Raw genomic sequence first — 16,343 nt, 5'->3', positions numbered from 1 at the left:
CACTACTCGATCACGAGGAGAAGCGACAAGTGCTGACCGTGGACTTCGCCCGGTTTCCCGTCGGCCCCGGCGTACGCGTGCTCGACCTGGGTTGCGGCGGTGGCAGGCACGCCTTCGAGGTGCTCCGCCGCGGCGCGGACGTGACCGCGTTCGACATGGATCAGGCGGAGCTGGACAGCGTGGCGGCCATGTTCGCGGCCATGGACAAGGCGGGCGAGGTGCCCGAGGGCGGCGCCGGGGGAACCGTCCAGGGCACGGCGCTCGACATGCCGTTCGAGGACGGCGCCTTCGACCGGGTCATCGCCGCCGAGGTGCTGGAGCACATCCCGGACGACATGGCGGCCATGCGTGAGATCTTCCGCGTGCTGCGGCCCGGCGGCACGGCTGCGGTGACCGTGCCGAGCTTCCTGCCCGAACGTATCTGCTGGGCGCTGGACGAGGACTATCACACGGCGCCGGGCGGCCACGTGCGCATCTACACGCTGGCGGAGCTGTCGGCCAAGCTGAAGTCCGTCGGCTTCGTGATCGGCCCGCACCACCACGCCCACGGCCTGCACGCGCCCTACTGGTGGATCAAGTGCGCGGTCGGCGTCAACAACGACGACCACCCGCTCGCCAAGGCCTACCACGAGCTGCTGGTCTGGGACATCATGAAACGCCCTGCCGCCACCAGGATCGCCGAGGCCGTGCTCAACCCGGTCATCGGCAAGAGCGTGGTCCTCTACGTCCGGAAGCCATGATCTCCCACGCGGAGGTCGTGCGTACGGCCGAGAGCATCGCCGCGATACAGCAGGACGACGGCGGCGTACCGTGGCCGGAGGGCCACGTCGACGCGTGGAACCACATCGAGTGCCTGATGGCGATGTCCGTAGCCGGGCTGGCCGAGCCGGTACGCCGCGGCTACGCCTGGCTGGCCCGCCACCAGCGCGCCGACGGCTCGTGGCCGATGAAGCTGGTCGACGGCGTGCCCGCGGAGCCGGGCGGCGAGACCAACCACGCCGCCTACGTCGCCGCCGGCGTCTGGCACCACCATCTCGTCACCGCTGACCAGCGCTTCACCGAGGAGAGCTGGCCCATGGTGAAGGCCGCGCTCGACTACGTGGCAGGGCTGCAGACCGAGCGGGGCGAGATCGCCTGGGAGCGCGACGCGCAGGGCAGGCCCTCGGCGTACGCGCTGCTCACCGGCTGCTCCTCCATCCACCAGGGGCTGCGCTGCGGCGTGCTGCTCGCCGACCATCTGGGCGACCCGCAACCCCACTGGGAGCTGGCCGCCGACCGGCTGGCGCACGTGCTGGCGGCGCATCCCGAGGCGTTCGCGGACAAGAGCCGCTTCTCCATGGACTGGTACTACCCGGTGCTGGGCGGCGCGGTGCGCGGGCGGCAGGCGTACGAACTGCTGGAGCGCGAGTGGGCGACGTTCGTGGTGCCGGGGCTCGGCATCAGGTGCGTGTCCGACCAGCCGTGGGTGACGGGGGCGGAGACGTGCGAGCTGGTGCTGGCGCTCGACGCGCTGGGCGATCGGGAGCGGGCGGCCGCGCTGTTCGCCGACGCGCAACATCTGCGGCACGAGGACGGCTCGTACTGGACGGGGTGGCAGTACGCCAACCGCAAACACTTCCCGCACGAGCGGTCCGGCTACACCGCGGCGGCGGTCGTCCTGGCGGCCGACGCGCTGATGGGCATCTCGCCGGGGTCCGGGCTGTTCCGCGACATCGCGGGCACGTCCGTGTTCGACCCGGATGTCTGCGGTTGCGCCGCCGGGACAGGCCGGCGCCTGCCTCCCCCGGTGACCGAGGGGCGCCCGGGGGAAGGTGTCTGACCTGGTACTTCGGCGGTCCACAAGGCCTTTTGCGGGTTCTTTGCCGGGGAAATCCGGTGCGCCGCCGATGAAAGGCCCAATGAGGTAACTAGCTTCGTCAGTGGCCGGTACGAGACGTCTTCGGGGGAAGCGTGGGCGACACGGGCACAACAACGTTCTTGGACCAGGTCAGGACCGAGCCGACACTGTCTCCGGCACGCGGATGGCGGAGGTTCCTGGCCAAAGACGCACGGGATTCCGATCTGGGCCGGCGAAGGTTCCGGCTCAGAGATGGAGCTTCTCCGACAGAATTCACCGATGCCGAGCAGTCGTACGTTCTCGGCTTCAATGCAGTGATGTCGCGAGAAGTCGAGAAGATCGAGGAAATGTCGGCTGAGCAGCGGCCCTTCGGCTACGAAGGGGCCGCTTCCGCCTGCACCGTCCTCGACCTTCTCACGCTGACCCGGGGCCGGCGCCTTCACGAGCTACTGGCCGGCCCCGCCCAGCACCATCGCCACGCCGCCTACCTCGGCGCCGGCCGCGGGTACGCGCTGCTGCGGCTGCGGCCCGTCAGGGGCGCCCGGCGCGCCCATCCGCTGCTGCGCTGGCTTGCCGTCGACGGGTTCGGGTTCCAGTGGAGCCTGGCCAGGGCGGACCGGATGGTGGGCGAGCGGATGATGCCCGACCTGCTCACCAGGGCCCACTGCGCCGTGTTCGACCAGGGGCTGGGGCGGCTGCTGTGGTACCACGACGGCGCCTCGGCCGGCGACCTCGCCGCCAGGATCGCCGGGTTCCCCGCGGGGCGGCGGGCCGATCTGTGGAGCGGGATCGGGTTCGCCGCCACCTACACGGGCGGGGCCGAGACCGACGAGTTGTGGTGGCTGGCCGAGCAAGCGGGCGCCGACGGGTTCCGGGCACACCTGGCACAGGGCTGCGCGTTCGCCGTGGCCGCGCGGCTGCGTTCGGGAGTGCTGCCCGGCCACGCGGCGCGGGCCGTGCCGATCCTGGCCGGCACCGACGCGGAGGAGGCGGCCTCGTGGACCGACCGGGCGCTCATCGCGCTCGGGCACGAGGCGCACACGCACGAGGACTTCCGCGGCTGGCAGGCACAGATCCGCCGCTCGTGGACCCACCGCCTGCGCAGCTGACCACCGGCACGCGCGCCGGCCTTCCCGTGGCTGACCAGCGCGAGCTCCGGGCGCGTACGCGCTAGCCTTCTCGGTCTGACCACCAGGCCGGAAGGAGGCAGCCCTTCTCTTGATGCGCGACCTCATCAGCCCCGGCGGCACGACCGCGGCGCAGCGCCGGGTGCTCCTCGGCGCCGGCACGGGCCAGTTCGTCGAGTTCTACGACTTCGCGATCTACGGCTTCTCGGCCGTGGCCGTCGCCGAGGCGTTCTTTCCGGGCGCGAACCCGGTGGCGAGCCTGCTGTCGGTCTTCGCCGTGTACGGTGTCGCGTTCGTGGCCCGGCCGCTGGGCGGGGTGTTCTTCGGCGCGCTGGCCGACCGCGCCGGGCGACGGGCCGTCCTCTACGCGACGCTCATGTGCATGGGCGTCGCGACCGCGCTGATCGGCTTGCTGCCGGCGTATGCGGCCGCCGGGACCGTGGCGCCCGTCCTGCTGGTCGTGTGCCGCCTGGTACAGGGGTTCTCGGCGGGAGGTGAGGCGGTCGGCGCGCCCTCGTTCGTGCTCGAACACGCTCCGTTCGAGCGCCGCGGCACCTGGATCGCCGTCTCGGTCGCGGCCACGGGGGCGGCGTCCGTGCTCGCTCTGGTGTTCATCATGGCGGTCTCCGGAGTGCTGTCCGACGCGGCGTACGCCTCGTGGGGCTGGCGTGTCCCCTTCCTCGTCGCCCTGCCGCTCTCCCTGATCGGCATCTACATCCGCGGGCGTACCGAGGAGAGCCCGGTGTTCCAGGAGCTCAAGCGGCACAACGCCATCGAACGCCATCCGGTGCGCGGCAGCCTGCGCGGCAACGGGACCCGGCTGGGGCAGATCTTCGCCGTCATGGCCCTGTCCGGGCTCGGTTTCTATGTCCTCGTCGGCTATTTCGTCACCTCCCTGCAGACGGTCGGCGGGCTGAGCCTGCTGGAGTCGCTCGTGGCCAACGCCGTCGCGCTGCTCTCCTTCACGGTGCTGCTGCCGATCGGGGGCAGGCTCTCCGACGCGTTCGGCCGCAAGCCGATGCTGGTCGCCGGCGCCGCGGCGGTCGCGATGGTCAGCCTGCCCGCGTTCCTCCTGGTCACGAGCGGGTCCCTGGCCTCAGCGGTGGCCGGGCAACTCCTGCTCGCCGCGGCGCTGTGCGCGTACGGAGGTGGCAGCTACACCTTCTTCGTCGAGTTGCTCCCGTCGGCGACCCGCGTCACAGGCGCCGCCATCAGCTACAACGCGGCCCTCGCGCTTTTCGGCGGTACGGCGCCGTTCGTCTCCACCTGGCTGGTCGACGTCACGGGCACGCCGGTGGCACCGGGCTGCTACCTGCTCGTCGTCGCCCTCGTGGCGCTCGCGGTGGCGCTCACGACGCCCGAGACGCGGACCGGCGCGGAAACCGCAGAGGAGGGCGTACGGTCACGCGTCTAGATGCCCGGGCCGACGCGCTCCAGCACGCGGAGCGATCCGTGCACCGCCACCTCGGCGAACGCGCCCGACGCCAGCGCCCGCCGGTAGACCCGGTAGGGGCCCTGCCCGCCGTCGGCCGGGTCGGGATGGATGTCGTGGAAGGCCAGCGCGCCGCCCTCCATCACGTGCGGCGCCCAGCCCTCGTAGTCGAGGGTCACCGGCTCGTCGGAGTGGCCGCCGTCGATGAACAACATGCCGAGCGGGGTGTTCCAGAGCCCGGCGACCCGCTCCGACCTCCCCACGACCGCGATCACCTCGTCCTCCAGGCCCGCCGCCGCGATCGTGGCCCGGAACGTCGGCAGTGAGTCCATCTTCCCGAACCGGAGGTCGACCAGCGTCGGGTCGTGGTGGGCCCAGCCCGGCTGGATCTCCTCGGAGCCCCGGTGGTGGTCGACGGTGACGACCACGGACCTCGCCTGCCTGGCCGCCGCGCCGAGGTAGATCGCCGACTTGCCACAGTAGGTGCCGATCTCGCAGATGGGACCGAGCGGGCCGTAGCGCAGGGCCGTCTCGAAGAGGGCGATCCCCTCTTCTGGCGGCATGAATCCCTTGGCGTGCTCGGCCGCGCGGAGCAGCTCTGGCGGCATGGTCATGAGCATGCACCCTAGCCGAACCGAATAACATTCCGTCGGGCTCTTGCCCGGTCCTTCTGCAACCTGTTCTACTTGCAACGTGAATCAGCGCGCTCGCATCGCGATGTCCGACGACGATGTCACCGCCTTCCTGGAGGCCGCAAGCAAGCTGCAGCTGGCCACCATCAACAGGGACGGCACGCCGCACCTGGTGACCATGTTCTACGGGCTCTCCGAGGGGCGGATCGCCTTCTGGACCTACGCCAAGTCGCAGAAGGCCCGCAACCTCGCCCGCGACCCCCGGGTGACCTGCCTCGTCGAGACCGGCGACGCCTACGACGAGCTGCGCGGCGTCCTGGTCTACGGCAGGGCCGAACGCCTCGACGACCGCGACCGCGTCATGGACGTCGGCATGATGGTCGCCCGCAGGACGACGCCCGGCGTGCCGGACGAGCTGCTGCGCCCGTACGTCGAGAAAACCGGGCTCAAACGGGTCGCGTACGTCGTCGAGCGCACCAAAGTGGTCTCATGGGATCACAGGAGGCTCGCATGAAAATCACCGTCGACGAGCTGGTCTGCGAGGCCAACGCCGTGTGCATGGGCCTCGCGCCCGAGGTGTTCGAGGTGGACGACGACGACCAGCTGCACATCCTGCTGCCCGAACCACCGCCCGAGATGCAGGACCGCGTCCGCCACGCGGTGAGGTCCTGCCCCAAGGCCGCCCTTTCGCTGGAGGAATAGCCCGATGGGGGTTCACCGCCCCCAGCACCCCGCACACGTCCCACCGAGGAGGACTCCACATGCGCGCCGCGATCCTGCACGCCGTAGGCAACGACAAGCTCGACATCCGCGACGACGTCACCCTGGCCCCCGTCGGGCCGTCGGACGTGCGCGTGCGCGTCAGGGCGACGGGCGTCTGCCACTCGGACCTGTCGGCCATGAGCGGCGTGCTCCCGCAGCCCGTGCCGCTCGTCCCTGGCCACGAGGGCGCGGGCGAGGTCGTCGAGGTGGGCGAGCACGTCACCTCCGTCAAGCCGGGCGACCACGTCGTCATCAGCTGGCGCCCGGCCTGCCAGGAGTGCGACCTGTGCGTGGGCGGCCAGCCGTACCTGTGCATGAAGTACGTGATCGAGTCCTTCAGCAAGGGCAACTTCCGGCTCGGCGGCGACGAGGCGACGGTGTTCGGGATGGCGGGGTGCGGCACCTGGGCGGAGGAGATCATCGTGCCGTGGCAGGGCGCCATCAAGATCGACGACGACGTGTCGTGGGAGGCGGCGGCCCTGATCGGCTGCGGCATCACGACCGGCGTGGGCGCCGCGATCAACACCGCCAGGGTCCGCCCCGGCTCCACGGTCGCGGTGATCGGCTGCGGCGGCGTCGGCCTGTCGGTCATCCAGGGCGCCCGGCTCTCCGGCGCGCGCACGATCCTCGCGGTCGACCCGCTGGAGTCCAAGCACGAGCTGGCCAGGAAGGTCGGGGCCACGCACGCGGTGACGCCCGAGCAGGTCCCCGAGGCGGTGGGCGAGCTCACCGGCGGCGCGGGCTTCGACTACGGGTTCGAGGTCGTCGGCAAGTCGGCCACCATCCAGAGCGCCTGGCAGGTCACGCGGGCGGGCGGCGACGTCGTCGTGGTCGGCGCGGGCGCGACGGACGACATGGTGTCGATCTCGGCGTTCAGCCTGCTGTTCGAGGGCAAGAACCTGCTGTCCAGCCTGTACGGCGAGGCGGACGTACGCCACGACTTCCCCTATTTCGCCAAGCTCCACAAGGCCGGCAAGCTCGACCTGGAATCCATGATCAGCTCGCGCATCCGCCTGGCCGACCTGAACGACGCGGTCGCGGCCCTGCGCGGCGGCGAGGTCCTGCGCCAGATCGTCATCATGGACTGACAATCCCGCCCTGGCCCTTTACCGCTGAGGGCGGGCGGGCACGAGGCGGGCCGGCGGTGATTCGCGGGTGTCCCAGCGAGTGCTCGCCAGGCGGCGCTCCGTCAACGTGAGCAGGTCGAAGACCTCACGAGCGAGATATCCCCTGGTGTTCCTCTCGACCTGCTTCGGATGCAGGATGCCCGCCGCCGAGAGTTCTTCCAGGGCCTGCCGTGCGGCCGGGTGCGTGACTGAGAGCAGACCCTGCACTGTTCTGGCCGTCACGAGCGGCGCGGCGGGCAGGAGGTCCAGCAGGCGCACGACGGCCGAGTCAGCCCGCGGCACCGGCCGCAGCCCTTGGGATTCGCGGAATCGGCGGTGCCGCTCACGCCACTCTTCGCGCAACTCCTCAAGCTCGTCCGCGAACCTTTCGGCCTGCTCGACAGCGGTCACGGTGGCCGCCAGGAACACGCGGAGCCACGCGTCGATCCCCTGCCTGGCCTCTTGCGACCCGGCGTCTCCGGCGTACCTGTACGCCGTCAGACCGTTGATGTAGGCGTCCGATCGGGTGAGGAGCACCAGGCTGATAGGGAGAATCGCATGGGGTGTCAGGCCACGTCGGGTGAGAATCGTGTGGACCATTGCCCGGCCGACCCTGCCGTTGCCATCCGTGAACGGGTGGATCGTCTCGAACTGTGCATGTGCCATGGCCGCCTGGATCAAGGGCGCGTGCTCCGCCCGGTTGACGTACGACACGAAATCGTCCATCAACGGCCGGACGTATTCCGGTGGAGGCGGAACGAACTCCGCGTCCAGCGGTTGCCAATGCCCGCCCCCCACCCAGGTCTGCACCTCGCGGAGCCCGTGATGCTTCTCCTCGGGAAGCAGCATTGCGTGCAGGGCGACGATGTCCTCGATGGAGACCGCGTCGACGGCGACGAGTTCGGTCACGGCCTGCCGAAGCGTCGAGACGTTGTTGGCGACCAGCGCCGCCGTCGCCGTGAAGCCCTTGGACACCCCACCGCTCTCGTGGGCCGCCAGTTCAGCGAGAGCCACCTGCTGGGGGGACGTTTGGAGCCCTTCGATGCGGGAGGAGGCGATCGCCTCCGACCTGAGGAGGAAGCGGGCGAGCCCGTCAACGCCGTGGCCGGCGGAATGCGCGGTGAGGCGCCGCACGAGACCTTCCGCCCTGGCTGCTTCTTGTGCCACTTCCGGCGACAGCACGAGGGGCCCACTCACCAACTCATCGGGCAGATAAGGACGGTAGACCCCGCCCCGTCTGTCTCGCCGACTCGGAGCGCCCCATGCCGCGGGCCACGATGCCTCCAGGTATGCAGCCACGGCGGATATCCTTTCACACAGCTTCTGGCGATGAAAGGATAACCTGTATCCTTTCATTAAGGCTGCCTCAGCGAAAGGATACGGGGATCGTCGTCATCGACTGACCTGTCCGGCACGCTTGCTGGAGGGTCCGTGACTCGGAAGCCCTCGGGAGATGATGGACTCGGCATCCTCCAGCCACCGGGACTTCCCGTCCGCGAGAGCCGCGAATTGATCGCGGTGCTCTCGCAGGCCGCGTTCCTGCAACTCCCGTTCCACCCCTGACCAGACGGCGACCAGGTTCGAGAGCTTCTTGCACCGTACGTCGGCGCCGGCGGTGCGGATCTCGTCGCCGGTCGGAGCGGGAGCCCGCCACCGGGGATCACCCACCGCCTCGGCCGGATCGGAGTAGGAGAATCCCTGCTCGCGCATGCACGCGCTCCACTTCCGAAACGCCGAGAGCACCTCCGGATGCTTCGCGGAGATGTCGTAGGACTCCTGGTCGAGCCTTCTCAGCGCGCGGCTTTCTCCTTCGGCGGCTCCTTGGTTGACCCGGACGTAGCCGTCCCTCATGCAACCGCTCTTGCCGTCCTCGCCGTAGGCGGCGACGTGCTCCTCCGAGGTGAGCCTGTCGTCGCGCGCCTGCCAGGCCTGCTCTTTCCGCAGTTCCCCCGGGTCACGCACGGGGTGGTAGCCGAATCGCTTCGCGACCTCCTCCTCGATGACCCCGTACCTCCTGCGGTGGGGAGCGTCATCGACGTGGAAACGGGGCAACCTGGTCCACGGCACGCCCTTGCCGCGCATGCAGATCTCGACCAGCGTGTCCGCGGCATGGTCCAGCATGGCGGACTCGTCAGCGCTCAACCTGTACGCGTCCAGCGGCAGGCGCAGCACCTTGGCCTCGGGACCGGCGGGCAGAGCGGCCACCACCTCACCCTCGCGGCTCTGGTCACCGCACCCGGCGAGGAACAGCGCACAACAGACAGCCGTCACCGAACGCCAATACATCCGAAACTCCTTGATGGCGCCGGAGCGGGCCCGTCCGATGGGGAAGGAACGGGCCCGCGTTCATGCACTGATCCAAACGGCCCTAGCCGATCTTCAACGATTCGGCATTGTTGTCGAACGACGGGTTGCCGGAGTTCTTCGTCAGGTCGGCGTCGTAGGAGTACGGCTGCGCAGTGTAGGACGTGCCCGAGTAGAACCGGCCGCTCCACAGGTGGACCCTGTATCCGGTGTTGTTCCTCATGGAACTGGCACCGTTATAGACGGACCGGTAGGTGCTGCTCCATCGGTTGTTCGCCAGGTTACTGTCACTCTTGCTGAAACAGGCCCGGCCGCCCTTGTAGTTGTCATGCTCGTAAAGACAGATGGATCCTGCCGCCGACGAGGTCCGGGAATCAGCCTGCACTGCCGCCACCCCAGGCGCCCCCACCACGGCCACAGCCGCAAGCAAAGAACCGATAACGACCTTCTTCATGAAGATCCTTTCTGTTTTACTGGCCGAACCTCGTCCGGCCGGTGAATAATATTCCTCATCCGTAATTGCGGAAGAAGATCCTGCTGGCCTTGTTGTCGAACGACTTCTGACCGGAGTTATTCGTCAGGTCGGCGTCCACGGAGTACGGCCTGGCGATATAGCCCGACACTCCGCCGCTCGTGCTGTCGACCAGGTGAACGTAGTATCTGGTCTGGTTCTTCATCGAACTCGCACCGTTGTTGACCGACCGGCTGGTGCCACTCCAGCGGTTGTTCCTCAGGTCACCGTCACCTGTCTTGAAACGGGCCCATCCGCCCTTGTAGTTGTCATGCTCATAAAGGTAGAAGTACCCCGCAGCCGACGACGACCGCGAATCAGCCTGCACCGCCGCGACCCCAGGCGCCCCCACCACGGCGACCACCGCAAGCAAAGACCCGACAACGACCTTCTTCATTTACACCCTTTCCGTTCTGTGCGTACGCCGAAAGCCCGGCCGGGGCATCACCCAGGCCGCTCGGGAATCGCAGAAGAACTTCACCGACCGTGAGTCCCGCCGTTTCGATACGGAGGTCGCGCCGCCCAAACAAATGTCATGAGCAGCGCGCGACAAAGACTTTACCGATGGGGCGCGAGTCGCGACGGCAGAATGCGCGGCCAGAAATCCCTCACTTTAGGACAGCCCAGGTGTCCCAGCGGACCTCTTCCGGCCTGGGTCTCCGGCGTGCCTTTACGACGCGGTCAGGCCGCCGATATGGGTATCCGACCGGTGAGCAGCACCAGACTGATCGGGCAGACTCGCGAGGGGAGCCAGGCGGCGCAGGTTGACAACCGTGCGGCCCACTGCCCGGTGAACGGGTGGAGGTGTTCTGGGGGAGGCAGGACGAACTCCGCGTCCAGTGGCAAGCGCGGCGCGCCGGCCGAGACCGGTGGCGCGCCGCGCGGAGGGGGGCTACTCGGTGGAGAAGGCGGCGTCGAAGGCCGTGGCGGGCGGGGTGATGGAGTTGAGCGTGCGGATATAGCTCAGCGCCTCCCTGGCCCCGTCCAGCCGGTCCATGCCGGCGTCCTCCCATTCGATGGAGATCGGGCCGTCGTACCCGATGGAGTTCAGGGCGCGGAAGCAGTCCTCCCACGGCACGTCGCCCCGGCCCGTGGAGACGAAGTCCCAGCCGCGCCGCATGTCGGCCCACGGCAGGTGCGAGGACATGCGGCCCTTGCGCCCGTCGCCGACGCGCATGCGCGTGTCCTTGCAGTCGACGTGGTAGATGCGGTCCTTGAAGTCGAGGATGAACGCCACCGGGTCGAGGTCCTGCCAGACCATGTGCGACGGGTCCCAGTTGAGCCCGAACGCCGGCCGGTGGCCGATGGCCTCCAGCGTGCGCTGGGTGGTGTAGTAGTCGTAGGCGATCTCGCTCGGGTGGATCTCGTGCGCGAAACGCACGCCGACCTCGTCGAAGACGTCGAGGATCGGGTTCCAGCGGTCGGCGAAGTCCTGATAGCCGGCCTCCACCATCGAGGCCGGCGTCGGCGGGAACATGGCGACGGTGTGCCAGATCGACGAGCCGGTGAAGCCGACCACCGTGTCGACGCCCAGCAGCGCGGCGGCCCGCGCGGTGTCCTTCATCTCCTCGGCGGCGGCCTGGCGCACCGACTCGGGGTCGCCCTCGCCCCAGATGCGGGCGGGCAGGATGGCCTTGTGACGCTCGTCGATGAGGTCGCAGACGGCCTGGCCGACGAGGTGATTGGAGATGGTCCACACCTTGAGGCCGTGCTTGTCCAGCTGGGCGCGCTTCTGCTCGACGTACGACGGGTCGGCCACGGCCTGGGCGACGTCGAAGTGGTCACCGGAGCAGGCGATCTCCAGGCCGTCGTAGCCCCACTCCGCCGCCAGCCGGCACACCTCCTCGAACGGCAGGTCGGCCCACTGTCCGGTGAACAGCGTGACGGGTCGCATGAGTCAGTCCTCCACGTTCGTGTAGCGGCTGCCCTCAGCCGCGCTCTGCTCGACCGCCGCCAGCACCCGCTGCACCCGCAGCCCGTCGGCGAACGACGGCGTGGGATCGGCTCCGGTGGCGATCGCCTCCAGGAAGTCCTTGACCTCGTGGGTGAAGGTGTGCTCGTAGCCGAGCCCGTGCCCGGGCGGCCACCAGGCACCCACGTAGGGGTGGTCGGGCTCGGTGACGAGGATGCGCTCGAAACCGCCTCCGCCCGCGCTGAACCACAGCTCGTTCATGGCCTCGAAGTCGAACGCGAGGCTGCCGAGCGAGCCGTTGATCTCGATGCGCATGGCGTTCTTGCGCCCGGTGGCGAAGCGGGTCGCCTCGAACGAGGCCACCGCCCCGCCCGAGAGCCGGCCGATGAACAGCGCGGCGTCGTCGACGGTGACCTGGCCCGTGGCGGAGGTGCCGGTCGCGCCGAGCCCGGCCGACTCGGCCGCCAGCGGGCGCTCCTTGATGAACGTCTCCGTCAGCGCGGACACTCCCACCACGTTCTGTCCGGTGATGAACTGGGCGGCGTCGACGATGTGGGAGCCGATGTCGCCGAGCGCGCCGGCCCCCGCCTTGTCCTTCTGCAGCCGCCAGACCAGCGGGAACTCCGGGTCGACGATCCAGTCCTGCAGGTATTGTGCCCGCACGTGCCTGATCTCGCCGAGCCTGCCCTCCTCGACGTACCGGCGGGCGAGCGCGACCGCGGGCACCCGCCGGTAGTTGAAGGCCACCATGCTCTTGCCCGGCGCGGCCGCGGCGGCCCGCACCATGACCTCCGCCTCGGCGACGGTGTTGGCCAGCGGCTTCTCGCAGAGGACGTGCTTGCCGGCCTCCAGCGCGGCCACGGCGATCTCGGCGTGCGAGTCGCCCGGCGTGCAGATGTCGACGATCTGCACGTCGTCGCGCTTGACCAGCTCTCTCCAGTCCGTCTCGACGGCGTCCCAGCCGAGCTGCGCGGCCGCCGCTTCGGTGCGCTCCTTCGACCTGCCCGCGAGCACCGCCATGCGCGGCGCCAGCGGGAGGTCGAAGAAGGCCCCCACGCTCCGCCAGGCCTGCGAGTGGACGCGGCCCATGAAGGCGTAGCCGACCATGCCCACGCCGATGGTGGTTCTGTCTGACATGCAACCCCCGATCAGGATTCGAAGCCGAGCGACAGGTACTTCTCGACGTTCTCCTTGGTGATGGTCTCGGACGCGAGTGTGATGGACTGCGGAACCTGGTTCTCCACCAGATCACTCATGCCCTTACCCTGTGCTATCAGACGCGCGAGTTTGATCGCCGAGGAGGCCATCGTCGGGCTGTAGGTGACGGTGGCCTGCAACACCGAGGTGCCCGACTGGATCTCCTTCATCGCGTTCAGCGAGCCGGCCCCGCCGACCATGATGAACTCGTTCCTGCTGGCCTCCTTGATGGCGGCGAGCACGCCGACGCCCTGGTCGTCGTCGTGGTTCCACAGCGCGTCGATCTTCTTGTGCGCCTGCAGCAGCGACGTGGCCACCTCGTTGCCGGTCTCCACCGTGAACTGCGCGTCCTGCTTGGCGGTGACGCTGAACCCGTACGTCTTGAGCGCGTCGGCGAAGCCCTTGGTGCGGTCCTGGGTCAGCGGCAGCGTGGCGATGCCCTGGATCTCGACGATCACCGGGTTCGACACGCCCTTGTCCTTGAGCTGCTTGCCGATGAAGTGCCCGGCCGCCACGCCCATGCCGTAGTTGTCGCCGCCGACCCACGTTCGGTAGGCCAGCTTGTCGGGGAAGACTCGGTCGAGGTTGACGACGGGGATGCCCGCCTCGGTGGCCTGCAGCGCGACCTGGTTGAGCTGCTGGCCGTCGTTGGGCAGGATCACCAGTGCGTTCACCTTGGCCGCGATGAGCGACTCGACCGCGGAGATCTGCTGGTTGATGTCGTTCGTCGGCTCGACCGGCTTGAACTCGACGTCGGAATACTGCTTCGCGGTGGCCTCGGCGTTCTTGGCGATGGCCGCGATCCACCCGTGGTCGGCCGCCGGCGCCGAGAAGCCGATCACCACCTTCTGGCCCGGCTCGTCGTTGCCGCTGGCCGCGGGGGCGGGAACGGCGGCCGCGCTGGTCGGCGCGGCCTCGGGCTCGTTGCTGGTGCAGCCCGCCGCTAAGAGTACGGCTCCGCCGACGAGGAATCCCCTGCGCGCGACGTTCTCACTCATGGTGCTCTCTCCTTCAGGTTCCGCCGCTGGAGAAGGACGGCGGCGACGATGATCAGGCCCTTCGCGATCAGCTGGTCGCTGGTGTTGAGCCCGTTGAGAATGAACAGGTTCGTGATGAGCGTGAAGATCAGCAGGCCCAGGATCGAGCCCATGATCGTGCCCCGGCCCCCGGTGAGCAGCGTGCCGCCAATGATCACGGCGGCGATGGCGTCGAGTTCGTACAGGTCTCCGTGGGTGGACGAGCCCGTCGTCGTACGGGCCATGATGAGGATGGCGGCGATGCCGCAGCACATCCCCGACAGGGCGTAGAGCAGCATCGTGTGCCTGCGCACGTCGATCCCGGCGAGCCTGGCCGCCTCGGGGTTGCCTCCGACCGCGTACGTCCGCCGCCCGAAGGTCGTGCGGTTGAGCACCACCCAGCCGAGCACCACGACCAGCGCGAAGATGTAGACCAGCAGCGGGATGCCCAGCACGCGGGTGGTCGACAACTCCACGAGGGCGGCGTTGTCGGCGTCGATGAGCTGGGTCTTGCGGTCGGACATGCGCTGCGCCAGACCGCGGGCGGCGACGAGCATGGCGAGCGTGGCGATGAACGGCACGAGCCGCCCGTAGGCGATGAGCAGCCCGTTGACCAGCCCCGCCCCGGTGCCGACGAGGATCGCGCAGATCGCCATCACCACCGGCCCGTACGACTGCGTGGCCACCGTCGTCGCCCAGACCGACGCCAGCGCCATGACCGCGCCCACCGACAGGTCGATGCCGCCACCGATGATCACGAACGTGGCCCCGACCGTGATCACGCCGATCGTGGCGGCCAGGGACAGGATGCTGACCAGGTTGGAGGCGGTGGCGAAGTTGTCCGGCCGGGTGACCAGGCCGACGACGACCAGCAGCGCCAGCGCGCCGATCAGGCCGAGATGCCGCATCTCGCCGAGGCCGCCCAGCGATCCCAGCCCGGGTATGCCTCCGCGCGACGGCCCGCCGCCTCCCGCGGCCGAGGGCGCCTCCGCTTTCGTGGGCTCGCTCATCACGCCGCCCTCCCATTCATGATCATGTCGAGTACGCCGTGCTCGTCCAGGCCGGCGGCGTCGCCCTCGTGGATGACGCTCCCCTCGCGCAGCACCAGCACGCGGTCGGCCAGGCCGAGCACCTCGGGCACCTCGCTGGAGACCAGCAGCACGCCGATGCCCTGCTCGGCCAGGTTGCGGATCACCGCGTACAGTTCGGCTCTGGCGCCCACGTCCACGCCCCTCGTGGGCTCGTCCAGCAGGAGGAGTTTGCGGCTGCCGAGCAGCCAGCGGGCGAGCACGGCCTTCTGCTGGTTGCCGCCCGACAGGGTCCTGATCGGGCGTTCGGGGTCGGGCGGCCGGATGTCCAGCATCTCCGCCAACCGCTTGGCCTCCTCCCGCTCGCGTTTACGGTCAAGCCAGCCGAACCGGGCGAATCCCGTCAGGCTGCCCAGCGTGATGTTCGCGGTGACGCTCTGGTCGAGAAGCAGCGCCTGGGCCTTGCGTTCCTCGGGCGCCAGGCCCATGCCGCGGCGCACCGTGCCGACGACGCTGCGGCGTACCGGCCGGCCGGCCAGCAGCACGCGGCCGGTGGCCGGGCGCGCGCCGTACACCGCTTCGAGGATCTCCGAGCGCCCGGAGCCGACGAGGCCGGCCAGCCCGACGATCTCGCCCGCGCGCACGGAGAACGAGACGTCGGAGAAGACGCCCGGCGAGCTCAGCCCTTCGACCTCCAGCACCTCCTCGCCCGGCGGCCGGCCCGCCTTGGCGGGGAAGACGTATTCGACGTTCCTGCCGGTCATGAGGGAGACGATCTGCGTGGTGGGGGTGTCGCGGGCGGACAGTCCGACGGCGACCGTACGGCCGTCCTTCAGCACGGTGACCCGGTCGCCGATCTCGCGGATCTCCTCCAGGCGGTGTGAGATGTAGACCACGGCCACGCCCTGGGCGGTGAGCTCGCGGATGATGCGGAAGAGGTTGGCGACCTCGTCGTGGGCGAGCGCCGCCGACGGCTCGTCCATGATGATCAGGCGGGCGTCGTGGGAGAGCGCACGGGCCATCGAGACGACCTGCTTGGCCGCCGGCGACAGCCGGCCGACCTCGGCCGACGGGCGGATCTCGCCGTGGCCGAGCCGTTCGAGCACCTCGCGGGCGGCGCGCCGGGCGGCCGGCCTGTTCACGAAGCCGAAGCGGGCGTGCTCGTGGCCGAGGTAGATGTTCTCGGCCACGCTGAGCCCGTCGACCAGGTCGAGCTCCTGGTAGATGGTGGCGAAGCCGAGCCTGATGGCGTCGATCGGGCTGCTCGGGCGCACCTCGGCGCCGTTGAACACGATCGTGCCCTCATCGGGCTGGTGCACTCCGGCCAGCACCTTGATCAACGTGGACTTGCCGGCGCCGTTCTGGCCGAGCAGGCAGTGCACCTCGCCCGCCCGCACGTCCAGGTCGACGCCGTCCAGCGCGCGCACGCCGGGGAACTGCTTGACGATGCCCTTCATGACCAGCATCGGAGATCCCTTC

The 16,343-nt window shown here is 69.4% G+C and carries 17 protein-coding genes; 7 read left to right on the top strand and 10 right to left on the bottom strand.

Features of this window, described 5'->3' with window-relative positions; all coding sequences use genetic code 11:
- The first annotated feature begins 29 nt into the window (after positions 1 to 29).
- The 4 genes from ABGB01_RS18675 to ABGB01_RS18660 all read left to right on the top strand — a co-directional run bounded on the left by ABGB01_RS18675 (position 30) and on the right by ABGB01_RS18660 (position 4,378).
- Positions 30 to 740, top strand: a complete 711-nt coding sequence (locus tag ABGB01_RS18675) for a methyltransferase domain-containing protein (protein ID WP_347774718.1) — start codon at positions 30 to 32, stop codon at positions 738 to 740.
- Positions 737 to 1,819, top strand: coding sequence for a prenyltransferase (locus ABGB01_RS18670; RefSeq protein WP_347774717.1), 1,083 nt, complete (start codon positions 737 to 739; stop codon positions 1,817 to 1,819). Before ABGB01_RS18675 ends, ABGB01_RS18670 begins: the two co-directional genes overlap by 4 nt.
- Before the next feature lie 131 nt (positions 1,820 to 1,950).
- Entirely contained in the window at positions 1,951 to 2,946 is a 996-nt protein-coding gene (locus ABGB01_RS18665) for a DUF1702 family protein (RefSeq protein WP_347774716.1), read from the top strand.
- 112 nt (positions 2,947 to 3,058) lie between these two features.
- Positions 3,059 to 4,378: an MFS transporter gene (locus ABGB01_RS18660; protein WP_347774976.1), complete on the top strand. Its 1,320-nt coding sequence runs from the start codon at positions 3,059 to 3,061 to the stop codon at positions 4,376 to 4,378.
- Here ABGB01_RS18660 and ABGB01_RS18655 read toward each other — a convergent pair.
- Entirely contained in the window at positions 4,375 to 5,004 is a 630-nt protein-coding gene (locus ABGB01_RS18655) for a class I SAM-dependent methyltransferase (protein WP_347774974.1), read from the bottom strand. The two genes, ABGB01_RS18660 and ABGB01_RS18655, sit on opposite strands and share 4 nt — an antisense overlap.
- A gap of 85 nt (positions 5,005 to 5,089) precedes the next feature.
- On the opposite strand from ABGB01_RS18655, the gene ABGB01_RS18650 reads away from it, so the two are divergent.
- From ABGB01_RS18650 to ABGB01_RS18640, 3 genes are read left to right on the top strand one after another with little or no spacing between them, the layout of a single operon-like run.
- A complete protein-coding gene (locus tag ABGB01_RS18650) occupies positions 5,090 to 5,542 on the top strand; it encodes a pyridoxamine 5'-phosphate oxidase family protein (RefSeq protein ID WP_347774715.1) in 453 nt (150 codons plus the stop codon).
- The gene (locus tag ABGB01_RS18645) at positions 5,539 to 5,730 is read left to right on the top strand and encodes a ferredoxin (RefSeq protein WP_347774714.1); all 192 of its coding nucleotides are present in this window, start codon (positions 5,539 to 5,541) and stop codon (positions 5,728 to 5,730) included. Before ABGB01_RS18650 ends, ABGB01_RS18645 begins: the two co-directional genes overlap by 4 nt.
- A 59-nt stretch (positions 5,731 to 5,789) precedes the next feature.
- Positions 5,790 to 6,878: a Zn-dependent alcohol dehydrogenase gene (locus ABGB01_RS18640; RefSeq protein WP_347774713.1), complete on the top strand. Its 1,089-nt coding sequence runs from the start codon at positions 5,790 to 5,792 to the stop codon at positions 6,876 to 6,878.
- An 18-nt stretch (positions 6,879 to 6,896) separates the two neighbouring features.
- Here the strand turns inward: ABGB01_RS18640 and ABGB01_RS18635 are convergent, their stop codons facing one another.
- The 9 genes from ABGB01_RS18635 to ABGB01_RS18595 all read right to left on the bottom strand — a co-directional run bounded on the left by ABGB01_RS18635 (position 6,897) and on the right by ABGB01_RS18595 (position 16,330).
- A complete protein-coding gene (locus ABGB01_RS18635) occupies positions 6,897 to 8,252 on the bottom strand; it encodes a Fic family protein (protein WP_347774712.1) in 1,356 nt (451 codons plus the stop codon).
- A 36-nt stretch (positions 8,253 to 8,288) separates the two neighbouring features.
- Positions 8,289 to 9,182: a hypothetical protein gene (locus ABGB01_RS18630; RefSeq protein WP_347774711.1), complete on the bottom strand. Its 894-nt coding sequence runs from the start codon at positions 9,180 to 9,182 to the stop codon at positions 8,289 to 8,291.
- 82 nt (positions 9,183 to 9,264) lie between these two features.
- Complete coding sequence (locus ABGB01_RS18625) at positions 9,265 to 9,654, bottom strand: peptidase inhibitor family I36 protein (RefSeq protein WP_347774709.1); 390 nt, start codon at positions 9,652 to 9,654, stop codon at positions 9,265 to 9,267.
- 55 nt (positions 9,655 to 9,709) lie between these two features.
- Positions 9,710 to 10,108 (bottom strand): peptidase inhibitor family I36 protein, encoded by a 399-nt coding sequence (locus tag ABGB01_RS18620; protein WP_347774708.1) that lies wholly within the window; start codon positions 10,106 to 10,108, stop codon positions 9,710 to 9,712.
- Positions 10,109 to 10,603: 495 nt separating this feature from the next.
- Positions 10,604 to 11,605: a sugar phosphate isomerase/epimerase family protein gene (locus tag ABGB01_RS18615; protein ID WP_347774706.1), complete on the bottom strand. Its 1,002-nt coding sequence runs from the start codon at positions 11,603 to 11,605 to the stop codon at positions 10,604 to 10,606.
- A gap of 3 nt (positions 11,606 to 11,608) precedes the next feature.
- Complete coding sequence (locus tag ABGB01_RS18610) at positions 11,609 to 12,760, bottom strand: Gfo/Idh/MocA family oxidoreductase (protein ID WP_347774705.1); 1,152 nt, start codon at positions 12,758 to 12,760, stop codon at positions 11,609 to 11,611.
- An 11-nt stretch (positions 12,761 to 12,771) separates the two neighbouring features.
- Positions 12,772 to 13,818, bottom strand: a complete 1,047-nt coding sequence (locus ABGB01_RS18605; RefSeq protein WP_347774703.1) for an ABC transporter substrate-binding protein — start codon at positions 13,816 to 13,818, stop codon at positions 12,772 to 12,774.
- Positions 13,815 to 14,846 (bottom strand): ABC transporter permease, encoded by a 1,032-nt coding sequence (locus tag ABGB01_RS18600; protein ID WP_347774702.1) that lies wholly within the window; start codon positions 14,844 to 14,846, stop codon positions 13,815 to 13,817. The genes ABGB01_RS18605 and ABGB01_RS18600 overlap by 4 nt, the downstream gene beginning before the upstream one ends.
- Complete coding sequence (locus ABGB01_RS18595) at positions 14,846 to 16,330, bottom strand: sugar ABC transporter ATP-binding protein (protein ID WP_347774701.1); 1,485 nt, start codon at positions 16,328 to 16,330, stop codon at positions 14,846 to 14,848. Before ABGB01_RS18595 ends, ABGB01_RS18600 begins: the two co-directional genes overlap by 1 nt.
- Between the last annotated feature and the right edge of the window lie 13 nt (positions 16,331 to 16,343).

The organism is Nonomuraea sp. B5E05 (assembly GCF_039880665.1).
Lineage (GTDB): Bacteria > Actinomycetota > Actinomycetes > Streptosporangiales > Streptosporangiaceae > Nonomuraea.
This window is presented reverse-complemented; position numbering and strand designations above follow the sequence as displayed.